Genomic DNA, 15,301 nt, shown 5'->3' on the forward strand with positions numbered 1-15,301 from the left:
AAAGATCAGCGCGAGCGAACACGCTTGTCGAAGCGCCGTGCGAGCCAGTCGCCGGATGATTGAATGGCCTGCACAAGCACGATCAGAACAATCACCACTGCCAGCATCACGTCTGGCATGAAGCGCTGGTAGCCATAGCGGATGCCAAGGTCGCCAAGACCGCCGCCCCCCACCGCACCGACCATGGCCGAATAGCCGATCAGGCTGACAATGGTGAGCGTCAGGGCCAGGGTGATACCCGGACGCGCCTCTGCCATGAGCACTTTCCAGACGATTTGCAGCGGTGACGCGCCCATCGAACGTGCGGTTTCGATCAGGCCGGGATCGACTTCGCGAATGGCAGATTCAATCAATCGAGCCACGAACGGGATGGTCGCGATGGTCAGGGGCACGATGGCGGCATTGGTGCCGATGGACGTTCCGGCGACCAGCCGTGTGAACGGGATGATGGCCACGACCAGAATGATGAATGGCGTTGAGCGCGTGGCGTTGACCACAGCCCCAAGAACCTTGTTTGTGATGGGAGCTGCAAACAGCTCGCCCTTGCCACTGGTGGCGAGGAACACACCCAGCGGGATTCCGATCAGGGAACCAATCACGGTGGCGACCGCCACCATGTGCAGGGTCTGCCCGGTAGCGCGGATGATGAGCCAGATCATTTCAGGAGACATGACCGAGAACCTCCGTGGAAAGACCCTGTCGACGCAGGAATTCTCGTACGCTTTCGACGCGTGATTGATCGCCGGGAAATGAGACGAACAGCGTCCCGAACGGCTTGCCGGCGATTTCGTCGACCGCGCCACCAAGAATGTTCACCGCTATTCCCAATTCCGCTGAAAGCTGAGAAAGGATCGGGTCGGTTGCGTGGGGGCCGGTGAAGATGATGCGAAGCACGGTCGCACTTTCGGGAGACGCGGTCGGGCTCAGGCGTGAGGCGACATAGTCTGGCAATTGCATGCCCGGAACGCCCGACAGCAGAACTTTCGTCGTTGCGTGCACGGGGGCGCTGAAGACATCGAAGGTCGATCCGGCCTCCACGATGCGCCCGCCGTCGATTACGGCAACATTATCGGCAATGCCCTTCACCACTTCCATCTCATGGGTGATGAGCAGGATTGTCAGGCCCAGCTCTCGGTTGATACGCGCCAGAAGGTCGAGCACCGACTGGGTTGTCTCCGGATCGAGGGCCGATGTCGCTTCGTCCGACAGGAGCAGTTTGGGCTCCGTCGACAAGGCGCGGGCAATGCCAACGCGCTGCTTCTGTCCGCCTGAAAGCTCGGCTGGATAGCGTGAGCGCTTGTCGGCAAGTCCTACCAGATCGAGCAGCGGCGTTACCTTTGCCTCGATGTCGCGTCGCGACACACCGGCAATCTCCAGCGGCAACGCCACATTGTCGAAGACGGTACGCGATGACAGCAGGTTGAAATGCTGGAAGATCATACCGATGGAGCGTCGAATGGTCCGCAGCTTGGCTTCGGACAACTGCGCGACATCGGTTCCATCGACGATGACACGACCGTTCGTCGGCTTCTCCAGACCGTTTACCAGACGGATCAGGGTCGACTTGCCGGCGCCGGAGCGGCCGATGATGGCCGTGATTGATCCGCGGGGCGCTGTCAGATCGATCCCGTCGAGCGCAGCTACAGCCGCACTATTCCTGGATGCGGGAAAAATCTTTGATACGCCTTCAATGCGTATCAAATCGGTTGCGGCAGATTCGGAAGCCGTTTGGCTTGCCGGAGATGCCGCAATCGAATTTACTGCTATGTTCACAATACGCTCCATAAAATACTGGGAGGAACGGGGTTCAATGTCTTCTTCCTCCCAGCACGAGCTTCAGGCAGCCAATGCCAGTGTCGAGGTAGCGAGCGCGCGCTCGATATCAGCAAGGATGTCATCGATGTGCTCAAGGCCGATCGACAGGCGGACATAGCCTTGCGAGACACCGCTTGCAGCTTGCTCTTCGGCAGTCAGTTGCGAATGCGTGGTAGACGCTGGATGAATCGCAAGGCTGCGCGCATCGCCGATATTGGCGACATGGTACAGCAATTCCAGCGAGTCAATGAACTTCTTGCCAGCGGACAAGCCACCTTTGAGCTCGAAGCCGACCAGACCACCAAAGCTTCCGCCAAGATATCGGTCGGCGCGTTCTCGTGCAACTCCCACCTGTTGGGACGGGTGGATCACGCGGGCAACTTCCGGCCGCGTTGACAGCCAATCTGCCACTTTCTGGGCATTGCTGCTGTGGCGCTCAAGTCGCAGAGCCAGTGTCTCGATCCCTTGAATGAGCTGGAAGGCATTGAACGGCGAAAGGGCGGCCCCGAGATCGCGCAAGAGGGTGACGCGTGCCTTGATGATGTAGGCGATTGGCCCCAGGGGCTTGGTTGCCTCTGTCCAGATCGCGCCATGATAGCTTGGGTCAGCGCTATTGAGCGCAGGCTGACGTTCGGGGAAACTTGCCCAGTCGAAATTCCCGCCATCGACGATAATGCCACCGATCGAGGTGCCATGGCCACCAAGATATTTGGTTGCCGAATAGACGACAATTGCCGCACCATGTTCGAGCGGACGCGCAATCAGTGGCGCGGCGGTGTTGTCGACGATCAGTGGAATGCCCAGCTCCCGCCCGATGGCTGCGACCTCGGCAATTGGAAAGACCGTGAGCTTGGGGTTTGGCAGGGTTTCCGCATAGTAGGCGCGGGTGCGTTCATCCGTTGCCGCACGGAAGGCTTCCGGGTCTGTCGGGTCTACGAAACGAACTTCGATACCCTGATCGCGCAATGTGTGTGCGAACAGGTTCCAGGTGCCACCGTAAAGATCGGTTGAACTGACAATGTTGTCGCCAGCCTTGGCGAGGTTCTGGATGGCGATGGCAGATGCTGCTTGCCCCGACGCCAGCGCCAGCGCTCCAACGCCGCCTTCAAGCGCTGCGACGCGCTTTTCCAGCACATCAACCGTCGGGTTCATGATGCGGGTGTAGATGTTGCCGAACTCTTTCAGCGCAAACAGATTTGCAGCGTGGTCGGTGTCGTTGAACTGGTAGGACGTCGTCTGGTAAATCGGCACGGCAACCGAACCCGTCGTCGGATCTGCGCGCCAGCCGGCATGGAGTGCCTGTGTCTCCGGGTGAAGTTTCTTTTCCGACATGATGTGCCTCCCTTCAAGATATTGCGGTCATGGCGGGCTGAAGCATCGCCAAGGAGCCAGCAACATGCGCAATATGTGTCGGGCTTTGGAGCCACGACGTTCCAAGATAGAGAGTGGAAGAGGAATGAAATTCCATCAAACGGCACTTTTGTGGGCGTGCTCTGGAAACGATACCTTCTGAAGGGCTAAATTCCGGAAGCGATGTGCGAATGGAACCCTTTTGTGGCGTCGGTCCTTAAAGGGAACTACATTGGAAGTCATGTCACTGCATTGATTGGTTCGGGCTCATCCGGGTTCGCTCTTTCGTGGTGGGGAAGGATTTGCCGTATGCTGCGCAAGGCACGAAACGCCATGAAATTTGTTGAATCCGTCAGCCCGTATGCGATGTCCACATTGCGAGGCGCCAACCGGGCTTTCACGTCTCACGACCACGATCACGACGAGATCAATGCAGTAATTGCGTCCTACAACGTTCACAAGGCCGTAGGGCTTGACCGGCGTTTCGACCCACGCCGAACCATGTCGGTGATCCGCGAGATAGGGGCCGATGTGATTGCGATCCAGGAGGCCAACAAACGGTTCGGTGAGCGCAGCTGTCTGCTCGACTTCAATGTTCTGGAGCGTGAGAGCGGCCTTGTCCCGGTGCCTGTCGACGGAGAGGTGCAGGATCACGGCTGGCACGGTAATCTCATTTTGTTCCGCAACGGCAAAGTGACGGATACGCATTGGCTTAACCTGCCAGGTATCGAGCCGCGCGGTGCGGTGATGATCGACCTGACGCTGGAAGCAGGTCCATTGCGCATCATCGCCGCGCATCTGGGGCTTTTGCGTCGTTCGCGTGCCCAGCAGATAGAGGCGATTTTGTCGCTGACCGAGCCCGAGGACGGGCGCCCGATCCTATTGATGGGTGACCTGAATGAATGGCGGGTGGGTTCGCGTTCCGCGTTGCGAGGGCTGGAGCCGACTTTTGGTCCGCTTCATGCTTCCATACCAAGCTTTCCTTCGCGCTTCCCTGTGCTGGCTCTTGATCGCGTGCTCGCAAAGCCGCACAATCTGATTTCCAGCGTGGAGCTTCACGACACGCCGCTTGCTCGTATCGCGTCCGATCATCTGCCGATCAAGGCCGGGATCAGGTTGAAAGCGAGCAGTTGCAAGATGGATGCAGGGGCGTCGGTCAAGGCTGCATGAAAAGGCGGCGAGAAAGGGGTTGCAATGATCACCGGACCTCAGTGCAGGGCAGCAAGAGCGCTGGCGCAGCTCTCGCGGTCGGCTTTGGCGCGAATTTCTCAAATTGACGAAGCTCTGATCGAACTTTTCGAGCGCAAGATTGACCGACCTGACGAGGCCATGGTCGCCGCCTTGCAGGGAGCGCTTGAAGATGCAGGAATCGTGTTCATCGATGAGAATGGCGGCGGCGCCGGAGTGCGGCTGAAATTCAATTCATCCGAGACGAAACGTCTCGCGGTTCTTGAAGGCGAGGGCGGGATAGCCGCGCTTGACGACGTTCCATAGGCTGAGATTTTTCGCCTCGGCGTAACAAGCCCTCAGTCGAAACTTTGCCCCCAGCCAATTTTGGAATGCCGTGTCCTCCAGCTCAGCCTCTCTTGCCCCCTTTAAACACTCCACTTTCCGTGCAGTCTGGATCGCCAGCCTTGCGTCAAATTTTGGGTCACTGATTCAAACCGTCGGTGCGGCTTGGATGATGACACTCATTGCCTCATCGGCCGATATGGTGGCATTGGTGCAGGCATCGACTGCACTCCCGATCATGCTGTTCTCCCTTGTCTCGGGAGCAATCGCGGACAGCTTTGATCGCCGCAAGGTGATGTTGCTTGCTCAAGGCTTTATGCTGGTGGTTTCGGTCGGCCTCGCTTTGACGGCCTATAGCGGCGTCATGACACCCTGGCTTCTGCTGGCTTTCACGTTCATGATCGGTTGCGGGACAGCGCTCAACAACCCTTCATGGCAGGCGTCTGTCGGTGATATGGTGCCTCGCTCCGACTTGCCGGCTGCGGTGGCTCTCAACAGTATGAGCTTCAACCTGACCCGCAGCGTGGGGCCGGCGATCGGCGGTCTGATCGTGGCGGCGTTTAGCGCCGGCGTAGCGTTTGCCATCAATGCGGTCAGCTACATTCCCATTCTTTTCGTTCTGTTTCGGTGGAAAGCGCCGGAGCGCAACCACACCCTTCCACGCGAGACGCTGGGCGCGGCGATCCTTGCCGGGCTGCGCTATGTCGCAATGTCGCCCAATATCGAGAAGGTCCTGCTGCGCGGTTTTGCGTTCGGATTTTCAGCTGTCGCGATTCTAGCGCTTTTGCCTCTGGTCTCGCGTGATATTCTGGGCGGGGATGCACTGCTTTATGGTGTGTTGTTCGGTGCGTTCGGTGTGGGCGCTGTTGGCGGCGCGCTGGTCAGTGCGCGATTGCGACAGAGCTTTTCAAGCGAATGGATCGTGCGCGGGGGCTTCGTGGGCTTTGGCTGCTGCGCATTGCTGCTTGCTGTCAGTCCATTTGCGTGGCTGAGCCTGATCGCGCTGTTGATTGGCGGAGCCTGCTGGGTCATCACGTTGTCGCTTTTCAACATAACCGTTCAGATGTCGACGCCACGCTGGGTCGTGGGGCGAGCACTGTCTCTCTACCAGACCGCCACCTTCGGCGGCATGGCGCTCGGCGGCTGGGTATGGGGACTTTCGGCAGAGGTCTACCATCCTTCCAGCGCATTGTTGCTGGCCGGGTTTACGATGTTTCTGGGCGCCATTCTGGGAATTGGTCGCATGGGCCTGCCTGCCTTGCCGGATCTGAATCTCGATCCTGCCAATCGCTGGAAAGCGCCAGAGGTCGAGCTCGACATCCAGCCGCGTAGCGGGCCGGTGAAGATCATGATCGAGTACACGATCCGTGAGAAGGACGTTCCCCTCTTCATGGAAATGATGAATGAGCGGCGCCGGATACGCCGGCGTGATGGAGCGCGGAACTGGAACCTGATGCGCGACATGGAGCATCAGGAGCGCTGGGTCGAGGCCTATCACCTGCCGACCTGGCTCGATTATGTGCGCTACAACCAGCGCATGACGAATGCCGACGTGCTGATAGGCGACAATATCCGGCGTCTCCATGCCGGGCCTGAGGCACCCCGTGTGTGGCGGATGATCCAGCGACCGACTGACCGCCGCTACCCGACGGAGGGGCTGCCGAAGGACATTGTCGACTTGCATCAATAGTCGCGTGTCAGGTGCCGCAGAAGGTTTGTAGAACGCGTTCCTCGTTTGCAGGTGGCCGCGTGTATTCTTCCATTTCCGGCTGCTCATCGTATGGATGGGCCAGGACGGCAAGCAGCTTTTCGAATGGTTCGAAGTCACCACTATCGGTGGCGGCAACTATTGCCGCTTCGACGCGGTGATTACGTGCGATGTATTTCGGGTTCACTGCGCGCATCCGGGCGGCGCGGTCATCTGAGTGTTCCGGCTCGCGCGCAAGTCGTTCACGCCAGCGCCTCGCCCAGCCGTCAAAAGCTGCAGGATCGATGAAGTGATTTCGGACCGCACCCGGTCCATCGACTTCGCCCGCGAGGTCGCGAAATGTCAGCGTGAAATCGGCGCTGTTACGCGCCATCAAGTCGAGCAATTCGGCAGCCAGATCGAGGTCGCCCGGTTGTTCTGAAAATAATCCGATCTTGTGACGGATGCCTTCATGGAAGGCGGCCTCGTAATAGGCCTGAAATTTTCCGATCGTGGCCTTCGCCTGTTCGAAAGCCTCGTCGGCGCTATCTGCATCATCGCTCAGGATCGGCAGCAGCGCTTCAGCAAGGCGCGCGAGGTTCCAGACGGTGATACGGGGTTGGTTGACATAGGCGTAGCGGCCTTGTCGGTCGATTGAGCTGAACACGGTTGCCGGATGGTAGGCATCCATGAATGCGCACGGACCGTAGTCGATTGTCTCACCGGAGATCGCGACATTGTCGGTGTTGAGAACACCGTGGATGAACCCGACCAGCATCCAGTGCGCCACGAGCCTTGCCTGCGCGGCGACCACTTCATCAAGCAGGCCCAGATAGGGGGCGGGAGTGTCGACCAGATGGGGGTAATGCCGCGCAATTGAGTAGTCGGCCAGCGCTTTGAGACCCGTGACATCTTCGCGAACAGCCAGGTACTGAAACGTGCCGACCCTTATGTGGCTGGCGGCGACGCGCGCGATTAATGCGCCGGGAAGCTTGGTTTCGCGGTAGACCTGCTCACCGGTGGCGACCAGCGCCAGCGTGCGGGTGGTGGGGATCCCGAGTGCGTGCATTGCCTCGCTGACGATATATTCGCGCATCATCGGGCCGAGTGCGGCACGTCCATCGCCGTTACGCGAAAAGCGGGTCGGTCCCGATCCCTTCAATTGCAGGTCGCGCAATTGACCACTGCTGTCCAATATCTCGCCGACGAGGAGCGCACGACCGTCGCCAAGCTGCGGCACGAAAATGCCGAACTGGTGGCCTGCATAGGCCTGCGCGATAGGGCGAGCGTCATCCGGGAAACGGGTTCCAGCGAGCATCTCGATGCCCGCCGGACTGCGCAGCCAGCTGTTGTCGAGGCCGAGTTCAGTCGCCAGATTTTCGTTCAACTTTAGCAAGCGCGGGGCTGAAACGGGGGAGGGGTCGGTGTGCGCGAAGAGCTGTTCGGGCAGACTGGCGTAACTGTGCTGGAACATGGCGGTGCGCATGACGTCCTCGGGCTTGTTCGAATAACATCTACATAGGGATGTCATGGCAGGAGAGCCAGCGGCTCCTTCTTAACTGCTCTGACGCTGCGGGTAGATCGTTTCGCCACGGGCAAGCATGGCGACGAACTCGGCGATCTTCTTTTTGCGCCCGGCTTCGGTCTTGAGATTGTGAATGCGAAAGGCAAGCGCGAAGCGGTTCTGGGCGCTGAGCTTGTCGAGCATCGCCTTTGCCGCTGGCTCCGCTTCGATGGCGGCGATAAGTTCAGCTGGCAATACGAGGTCTTTCGACCCGCCATAGGCGCGGTCCCACCGGCCATCCGCTTTTGCGGCTTCCACGTGCGCCATTCCATGCGGGGTCATTCGGCCCTCGGCGATTAGGCGCTCGACATTGCCGACATTGACCTTGCTCCAGATGCTCTTTCGCCCACGCGGGGTGTAGCGTTGGAGATAGCTGGTCTGATCGAGACCCTTGCGAACCGCGTCGATCCATCCCCAGCACAGGCAGATGTCGATAGCCTCCTTGGGGGTGATCGAAGGCAGGCCGGAGCCGACCTTGAAGATGCGCACCCACACCTCATCGTCGCTATCGTGGTGTTGCTCCAGCCATTTGGCGAAGCTCGCTGCGTCAGAAAATTCCCTAATCCGGGCCGGGTCGACCTGTATGGGTGCCATCGACAAACCCTAGATTACAGCTGTGATAAATAAAACCCGCCCGGCGTTTACCGGACGGGTTCGAGCAGGTTGGGGCCTGGATCAATTTTCGCTACGAGGACCACGATGTTTGTCGCCGCGGTGGGGGCGATCGTCCTTGGTGACGACGCCATCATCGTTGCGGTCCATGCGCGCGAACATCCGTTCTGCGCGATCTGCGGCGCGGGAAGTGAAGCCGGCGACTGACACCTCGCCCTTGCCATCCTTGTCCAGCGCTTCAAATCGGGCCGTGGCACGCTTTTGCATCAATTCGGTAAAGCTATCGAGGGTCATTCCCTCGCGCATCAGGGAACGCATTTCGCGATGCATCCCGCGCATCTCGTCGCGTCCTTCCCCGCGATGTTCCGCCCGGTCGTGGTGCCGGTGCTTGCCGCGCATGTCACCGCGCTCATCCCGCGCCTTCATCCCGGCGTCGAATTCTTCGCGCGAAATGCTGCCATCCTTGTCTGCGTCCAGGCGGGCAAACAGATCGGCGCGCCGCTCTTCCTGCCGCTCGGTACGACCCTTGCCGCTGCGGCCCGCCCGCTTGACGATGCCGTTCTCGTCCGGGCTCATTTGTTCAAAGCGTGCCTTGGCGCGTTCCGCAGTTGCTGCGGTGTATTCATCCTTGGTGAGGATGCCATTGGCGTCAGCGTCGAGCTCCTTGAACCGCGCCTCTGCCTTATCTTGCAACAGCTTTTGCAAGTCTTCGACCTTCATGCCGTCGCCTTCGATGAGTGCGCGGATTTCGGCGCGCATTCCGCCGTTTCGATCCTTGCCGCCATCGGTTTCGGCGTGTGCGTAGACAACAGAGGCGGTGGATGCGGCCAATACGGCGATGATGAGTCTTTTCATGGAAAGTGTCCTCGTCTTATGTCCCTGAGGCCACACTGCCAGCTTCCACATTACCGGCGGATGTCCGAAACATTAAACCTGCGTAATGACAGCCTCAATCAAGGCAACACCCCTTTCGGGGCGGGCGTTGCGTTGACGACCGGTGTTCACCTTGGCAGGCGAGGGCATGGCGGAATCCCTAGTCAAGCTTTCGCAAGGTTTCCTTCTGTGTGATCAGGCGCGCCGAATTATGCCCTGACACGAAGCTCCATAGCCAGCTGAGTGCGACCGCGAGGCGAGAACGGGTTCCGATCAGAAAATAGATGTGGGCGATGCCCCAGATCCACCATGCGAGGCGCCCTTTCAAGGTGAAGCCATTGAAGTCGATGACAGCCGCGTTGCGTCCAATGGTGGCCAGATTGCCCATGTGGCTGTAGCGAAACGGGGGCGGCTCGGCGCGACCGGCCAGTCGCGCACGGATGACACGTGCCGCATGCTTTCCCTGCTGCTTCGCGGCGGGCGCGATGCCTGGCACGGGCGCACCCTTGCTCTCGACATGAGCGGTGTCGCCGAGAACGAAAATCGCGTCGTCGCCAGGGACCGTCAATTGTGGGCCGGCCAGAACGCGTCCAGCCCGATCGGCGGGGGCACCCAGCCAGCGCGCCGCTGGCGATGCCTGAACGCCGGCCGCCCAGATCACAGTGCGGGCCGCGATTGGTTGTTCACCAAGGGTGATGCCCTTCGCCGACACGGAGGTGACGGGCAAACCGGTGCGCACATCGACGCCGCGTGTGGCAAGCGTGGCCGCCGCGTAGGTCGACAATTTCTCCGGAAAGGCGGGCAGAATGCGCGGGCCAGCCTCGATCAACATGATGCGGGCCTTTCGGGTGTCGATGCGGCGAAACTCGTCCGGAAGCACGCGTTGCGCGAGCTCGGCGATGATCCCGACCAGTTCCACTCCCGTTGGCCCTGCGCCGATCACGGCAAAGGTAAGTTGCGCTTCCCGCTCGGCCTCGTCTTCGGTCAATTCTGCCCGTTCGAAGGCCAGAAGCAGGCGGCGGCGAATGGTGGTCGCATCCTCCAAAGTCTTCAGGCCGGGCGCGTCGATCTCCCAGCGGTCGTTGCCGAAATAAGCGTGCCGCGCGCCCGACGCGACGATCAACGTGTCGAATGGGATACGGCGATCATCGTCAATCACCACCTCGCGTAACGCCACGTCCACACCGCTGACGGTCGCCAGCAGGGTGGTGACATCGCTGCGGTTGCGCAGGACGCGACGGATCGGCCAGGCGATCTCGGATGTTGCCAGCAACGTTGTGGCGACCTGATAAAGCAGCGGTTGGAACAGATGGTGGTTGCGCTGGTCGATCAGCGTGATCTGGCAATTCGCGCCTTTGAGGTCCTTGACGGCCTGCAGACCCGCAAAACCGGCGCCAACAACAACAACCCTGTGCTTCATGACAGCGCTCCCGTGCATTGCGCGCAGGATTGACCGTGGAGAAAAGCATTGCAAGCGCTACGACCGACGGCACGGCAGCTGTGCGGTGAGCGCATGGGTGCTGTCGAAAACAAAACGGCCCGGTCTTGCGACCGGGCCGGGTGTCAAATGCTCAACCCTCACGCGTCGCTAATTCTCGCTCACCTCGCTGTGTAAGTCACTGGATTCGCGCTACCTTTTTCAGCAGCACTTCACGCTTCCTCATCCGCCGCTCGCACGAAGGCTGCTCAGAATCCTCGCCCATCTGAGCCAGCAAGGTTCCAGGCATAAGAAAACCCCCGGCCTTGAGGGGACGGAGGTTGGATGGCTGCCGAAACGCGTTCAGGTCTGGCTACGGGATGTCGGACCTGCGGTAGAGCGTTTGCTTCAACTCGTCGGGATCCCCGACGGGTACCACTCCTACGGCGACGAGGGACTTCTTCACGCGCGCGAAATGCTCCCCCCGTTCCCGCGCCAGCGTGTGCAGCGACACGTACTCCTGTCGGAACCGCTGCAGGTCCTCATCCCTGACAATCGGCTGCATCCATCCGGTCACGGGATTCTTCACGGTCGTCGCGATGATGAACCCTTTCTCGACCAGAGCCTTCACCGCATACGTGCCCGCCGAAAGGAGCTTCTCCAGATCGCGCAAGGAGTGCCCTTCGTAGGCAGGCCCGGTCACCAGCGGCCTGACCTCTTCGGCATCTACGAGGACGGAAACGAATCCCGCTTGGCCGGGATCGCGCCCCACCCGGGAGAGCTGCCCGTTTACGACCAGCGTGACCACATCCATCACGGCGCAGCAGGAGTGCTTGGCGGCCGCGATCAGGGGAACCATGTCGGGATCGCCGTGGAGGGCCGGATCGGCATCTCGTAGCAACCGCTCGAGGAAGACGTCGAGGTCGCTCTTGAGGAAGGCGTGTCCGCCCTTCGCCCGGCCACCCGCCATCAACGGCTTGATGAAGCCCCGCTCCATCAATCCCCGGTCGTGCGGGCGGGGAACGTTCATGTATTCTCGGAGCTTCTCCATGCTGATGGACTCAGCCAGTCCCTTCAGGAGGGACTCGGCTTCTGTCGCGTCGAACGTGACCCTGTTATTGGCGGCACCGGAGAGGTCGGCATCGGTGAGATTGGCCCTCCGCAGCATCTTGCGCATGCGCTTGGGATGCAGCCCGAACTCCTTGGCAGCCGAGACAACCGAATGCATTCGCCGCATGGCAACCTTGCGGCCGAACAGAACGTCGCCGGGCCCGAGCCCAAGCGTGTCCAGGGAATGGTCGATGATGATGTCGCGCACCGGGTCGTAGGCCTTATCGCGGCATTCGTGAGCCAGCCAGTCATACAGGCGCCCGTACATGACCTTCGGGCCCTTGGGCGAGCGGCTGTCACGGAACGGCGCCTGGAGCTCGTCGAGGAACGCCCTGATCCCCTCGGCGCCCTTGTCGACGATGTCGAAGCCAGCGGTCTCGCAGTGCCACGCCTCGTCGTCGCTCAGGTCGTCCAGCACAACGCCCGGCCCGTGGACAGCGACCGCTCCGGCGACGAGCGGAAGGTGCAGGGCCGCATACATGGGCAGCCCATCAAGCCACGATCCAGCTGCCTTGCCGTCCAGTCGCTGGAGGAGATAGCACTCGAACCGGGAAGGGGTACGGAGCACCGCGCCGTCCACCAGCGGCCGCAATCGGGGGATGGCATTAGCGATCACCCGTGAAGTGTCATGGATGGCGTTGGGACCGTCGAGCTTTCCTACCTCGGCGAGAGCGAGGCTGTGCTTGGCGCACGTGCGCACGCCGCGGACGAGCCACATGCTGCGGCGGTGCGGCCGGGCCGCTAGGCGGCAGTCGAGGCGTTCAATGTCCTCGGCCATGCAGGCGGGGCACATCCGCACCCGGTTGCGCACGAGGCTCGACTGCAGGAAGACCTGACCACGGTGCTGGAATTGTCGCCGCGCGCCTTCCATGCGGGTGAACGCCTCGCCCAGCAGCCGATCGCGGTTCACCCCCGCGAGGTCGGCCATCGCGATGACCGCGTCTGGCTCGCCATTGATGATCGCGCGCGGGTCGATGCCGAAGTCACGGCAGAACTCGCGCATGTCATCCCGGCAAGCCCGCGTCGACAGCCGCGACGCGAAGTCCGCGGGAGCCTCGCGGTCTCCAAGGTCCAAGGTGAGCGACAGCCTCATTTCGCGGCTCCCTTCGTATTGCGCCCCTTCGGCTTGCGTGCGCCGGTAGGCTTCCCGGCCTCGTCGAGAACGTCCTCGTAGAGCGCTGCCTCGACAGGGATCGCGGTCCAGTCCTCGGAGACGAAGGGGTTGAGGTCGTCGTTCCTCACGCCCGTGCGGATGGCGTAGACATCCGCGAAATGGCCAACGCCAAGTTCACCGCCGCCTTCCACCATCAGACACTCCGCGATCGCGTCCTGCACGTATTCGACGACGATCCCGAACTGGTAGGTCGCCGCATGGAGAAGGCGGTGCGCAAAGGCGTCAGACTGAAGCTCGGCACAGCCGACGGACGGGCAGAGTGCCACCAGGTCCCGCATCGTCTGCCGGACCGCTTCCGCATGGTCGGGGAATGCCAAGGCCTCGAACGGAAGGACGCGGACGCGACGCTTCATGGAAGCGTCGTTCTGGCAAAAGCGCGACAGCTCCGGCAGGCCGGAGAGGATCAGCCAGATCGGCCAGTCCGCTTCCTGCATCATCCGCTTGAGGGTGTTCTCCACTTCCTGGGCCATGCTGTCGCTCTTGATCTCGTCTCCATGCTGCGCCTCGTCGATGTGCAGGATGCGCACGCCGCACTCGGCCATCAGCTCGCGCACGACAGGCCAGACCTTGCTGTGCCGGATTTCCCGTTGGCCGTGGTAGCCGAGCTTGCGGGCGATCTCGTTGCCGAGCGCGCCAAGCGTGAACGGGGAGGGGGCAACGACGGACAGCAGCGGGGACCACTCGCCCGGCTTGCCGAAGCCATGGAACTCGGGACGGCTGGCGAAGGCATGCGCGAGCGCACGGCTCTTGCCCGCGCCGGCCTGCCCGGTGACAACGAGCGCGCGGCCGCCGCGCACCATGCCTTCTGCAGCTTCTACCCCGGGCTGCTCGCCAAGCTCCAGCAACATCGAGTCCAGGAGCCAGTCGATCTGCTCCATAAGCTGATCGTCATAGGCCGTGGGCAGATAGGCGGTGAGAACCCGGCCCACGGCCTCGTTCACCGCGCGACGTTTGTCCGTCTGGTTCGTCACGATCCGGTTGAGGAACTCATCGGACCTGCCGCCTACAGTCCGTGGATTCATGATGTTCATCGGTCAGTCCCTCCTGAGAAAGTTCGAGCCCAGACGGCCGCGGCGGCGCGCAACGGGGCGCTGCGGCTCGTCGCCATCGTCTTCTTCGTTATTGTCCGGCGCGGCTTCTGTCGCCTGACCGGTCGCCTCGTCGGTTGCCTGGCTGTCGTCGGCCTCCAGCGCTCGGTGGGCGCCGTCTTCCAGTCCTTCGAATGCGCGTCCCCGCTCCCCCGCGACGATGTAATCGAAGTGCTGCGTCAGCTCCTTCTCGAGCTTCAGCAGTTGATCGCTGGACATCGTCGACGGACCGATGCCCGCGGCTCCAGCGGAATGCCTGCCAGCGTCCCGGAGGTCGCGAAGCGCGGCAAGCACGATGTGCTCCCGGAGTTTCGCTACGCTGGCGTGCTTGCGGCGCAGGGCAGCGCTTGCCTCCATCCACAGCGCGGCGGACACACCCTCCATGTCGAGTTCGCAGGGAACGGCGAACCACTCCGCGCCGGGAACGTTCCGGGAAACCCAGATCGTGCCGAGGTTCTCCAGGTCGGCCCTCATCCGGATGTCGGCCTGCCCAACGGCCTTGCGAAGGTTGGCAACGTCGCTGGAGCGGTAATACAGGCCGAGGAAGCGCACGCCCCGGTTCTGGATGCGCCTGTTGTCCGAGAAGCCGAACACCGTGCGAAGCACGTGCGGCAGCGGAGGAGGCAGCGCCCTGTAAAGTGCGGACCGCTCTTCCCAAGCGTCGTTCGGAGTCTGGCCACCCAAGCCCGCATGCGGCGAGTTGTGATAGACGTCGACGATGTAGCGAACCAACGCCTTCCCAAACGTCTCCGTGACCATGTGAGCGACCGCGTGTGATTTTTCATGGAATGAGGACCCTGTTTAAGGGGTGATTTTCGTCCAAACGGGACCCCTTAACGTGGGGTCATCAAAATGCCTCCGGTTTCATCGGAGGCATTTGTGTTTTGGATGTTGATTGTGGAGACGATTGCAAAGATACGCCGGCTTTCGCGGGTTCAGGGCAAGTCGATCAAGGCGATTTGCCGCGAGTTGAAGGTTTCACGGAAAGTGGTGCGCAAGGTGCTGCGCTCGGACGAGACCGAGTTCCGCTACGAGCGCAAGCATCAGCCCTATCCGCGGATGGGGGCATGGCGCGAAGAGCTTGACCGGATGCTGACGA

The 15,301-nt window shown here is 61.2% G+C and carries 13 protein-coding genes and 1 pseudogene; 4 read left to right on the forward strand and 10 right to left on the reverse strand.

Annotation, left to right across the window (positions count from 1 at the left end; translation table 11 throughout):
* Positions 1 to 5: 5 nt before the first annotated feature.
* The 3 genes from BMZ42_RS15875 to BMZ42_RS15885 are packed head-to-tail and all read right to left on the reverse strand — an operon-like array spanning position 6 to position 3,147.
* Complete coding sequence (locus BMZ42_RS15875) at positions 6 to 671, reverse strand: methionine ABC transporter permease (RefSeq protein WP_091524435.1); 666 nt, start codon at positions 669 to 671, stop codon at positions 6 to 8.
* Positions 661 to 1,785, reverse strand: a complete 1,125-nt coding sequence (locus tag BMZ42_RS15880) for a methionine ABC transporter ATP-binding protein (protein WP_091524438.1) — start codon at positions 1,783 to 1,785, stop codon at positions 661 to 663. The genes BMZ42_RS15875 and BMZ42_RS15880 overlap by 11 nt, the downstream gene beginning before the upstream one ends.
* Positions 1,786 to 1,836: 51 nt before the next feature.
* Complete coding sequence (locus tag BMZ42_RS15885) at positions 1,837 to 3,147, reverse strand: O-acetylhomoserine aminocarboxypropyltransferase/cysteine synthase family protein (protein WP_091524440.1); 1,311 nt, start codon at positions 3,145 to 3,147, stop codon at positions 1,837 to 1,839.
* A 351-nt stretch (positions 3,148 to 3,498) separates the two neighbouring features.
* Here BMZ42_RS15885 and BMZ42_RS15890 point away from each other — a divergent pair, with 351 nt between their 5' ends.
* From BMZ42_RS15890 to BMZ42_RS15900, 3 genes are all read left to right on the forward strand, one after another.
* Entirely contained in the window at positions 3,499 to 4,335 is an 837-nt protein-coding gene (locus BMZ42_RS15890) for an endonuclease/exonuclease/phosphatase family protein (protein WP_091524463.1), read from the forward strand.
* 24 nt (positions 4,336 to 4,359) lie between these two features.
* Positions 4,360 to 4,659 (forward strand): hypothetical protein, encoded by a 300-nt coding sequence (locus BMZ42_RS15895; RefSeq protein WP_091524442.1) that lies wholly within the window; start codon positions 4,360 to 4,362, stop codon positions 4,657 to 4,659.
* 70 nt (positions 4,660 to 4,729) lie between these two features.
* Complete coding sequence (locus tag BMZ42_RS15900; RefSeq protein WP_091524444.1) at positions 4,730 to 6,367, forward strand: MFS transporter; 1,638 nt, start codon at positions 4,730 to 4,732, stop codon at positions 6,365 to 6,367.
* Between the two features lie 7 nt (positions 6,368 to 6,374).
* Here the strand turns inward: BMZ42_RS15900 and BMZ42_RS15905 are convergent, their stop codons facing one another.
* The 7 genes from BMZ42_RS15905 to BMZ42_RS15935 all read right to left on the reverse strand — a co-directional run bounded on the left by BMZ42_RS15905 (position 6,375) and on the right by BMZ42_RS15935 (position 14,961).
* Positions 6,375 to 7,850, reverse strand: coding sequence for a protein adenylyltransferase SelO (locus BMZ42_RS15905; protein ID WP_091524447.1), 1,476 nt, complete (start codon positions 7,848 to 7,850; stop codon positions 6,375 to 6,377).
* A gap of 69 nt (positions 7,851 to 7,919) precedes the next feature.
* A complete protein-coding gene (locus BMZ42_RS15910) occupies positions 7,920 to 8,522 on the reverse strand; it encodes a YdeI/OmpD-associated family protein (protein WP_091524448.1) in 603 nt (200 codons plus the stop codon).
* 81 nt (positions 8,523 to 8,603) lie between these two features.
* Entirely contained in the window at positions 8,604 to 9,395 is a 792-nt protein-coding gene (locus BMZ42_RS15915; protein ID WP_175556753.1) for an EF-hand domain-containing protein, read from the reverse strand.
* Between the two features lie 178 nt (positions 9,396 to 9,573).
* Positions 9,574 to 10,833 (reverse strand): NAD(P)/FAD-dependent oxidoreductase, encoded by a 1,260-nt coding sequence (locus BMZ42_RS15920; RefSeq protein WP_091524454.1) that lies wholly within the window; start codon positions 10,831 to 10,833, stop codon positions 9,574 to 9,576.
* Between the two features lie 370 nt (positions 10,834 to 11,203).
* Positions 11,204 to 13,033 carry a TniQ family protein gene (locus BMZ42_RS15925; RefSeq protein ID WP_091524455.1) on the reverse strand — a complete coding sequence of 610 codons (1,830 nt, stop codon included), beginning with the start codon at positions 13,031 to 13,033 and terminating at the stop codon, positions 11,204 to 11,206.
* Positions 13,030 to 14,145, reverse strand: a complete 1,116-nt coding sequence (locus BMZ42_RS15930; RefSeq protein ID WP_244523295.1) for an ATP-binding protein — start codon at positions 14,143 to 14,145, stop codon at positions 13,030 to 13,032. The genes BMZ42_RS15925 and BMZ42_RS15930 overlap by 4 nt, the downstream gene beginning before the upstream one ends.
* 3 nt (positions 14,146 to 14,148) lie before the next feature.
* Entirely contained in the window at positions 14,149 to 14,961 is an 813-nt protein-coding gene (locus BMZ42_RS15935; protein ID WP_091524458.1) for a Mu transposase C-terminal domain-containing protein, read from the reverse strand.
* Positions 14,962 to 15,090: 129 nt separating this feature from the next.
* On the opposite strand from BMZ42_RS15935, the pseudogene BMZ42_RS15940 reads away from it, so the two are divergent.
* A pseudogene (locus BMZ42_RS15940) lies at positions 15,091 to 15,301 on the forward strand (IS21 family transposase); the annotation flags it as partial.

The sequence above is a fragment of the Aquamicrobium aerolatum DSM 21857 genome (genome assembly GCF_900113935.1).
Lineage (GTDB): Bacteria > Pseudomonadota > Alphaproteobacteria > Rhizobiales > Rhizobiaceae > Aerobium > Aerobium aerolatum.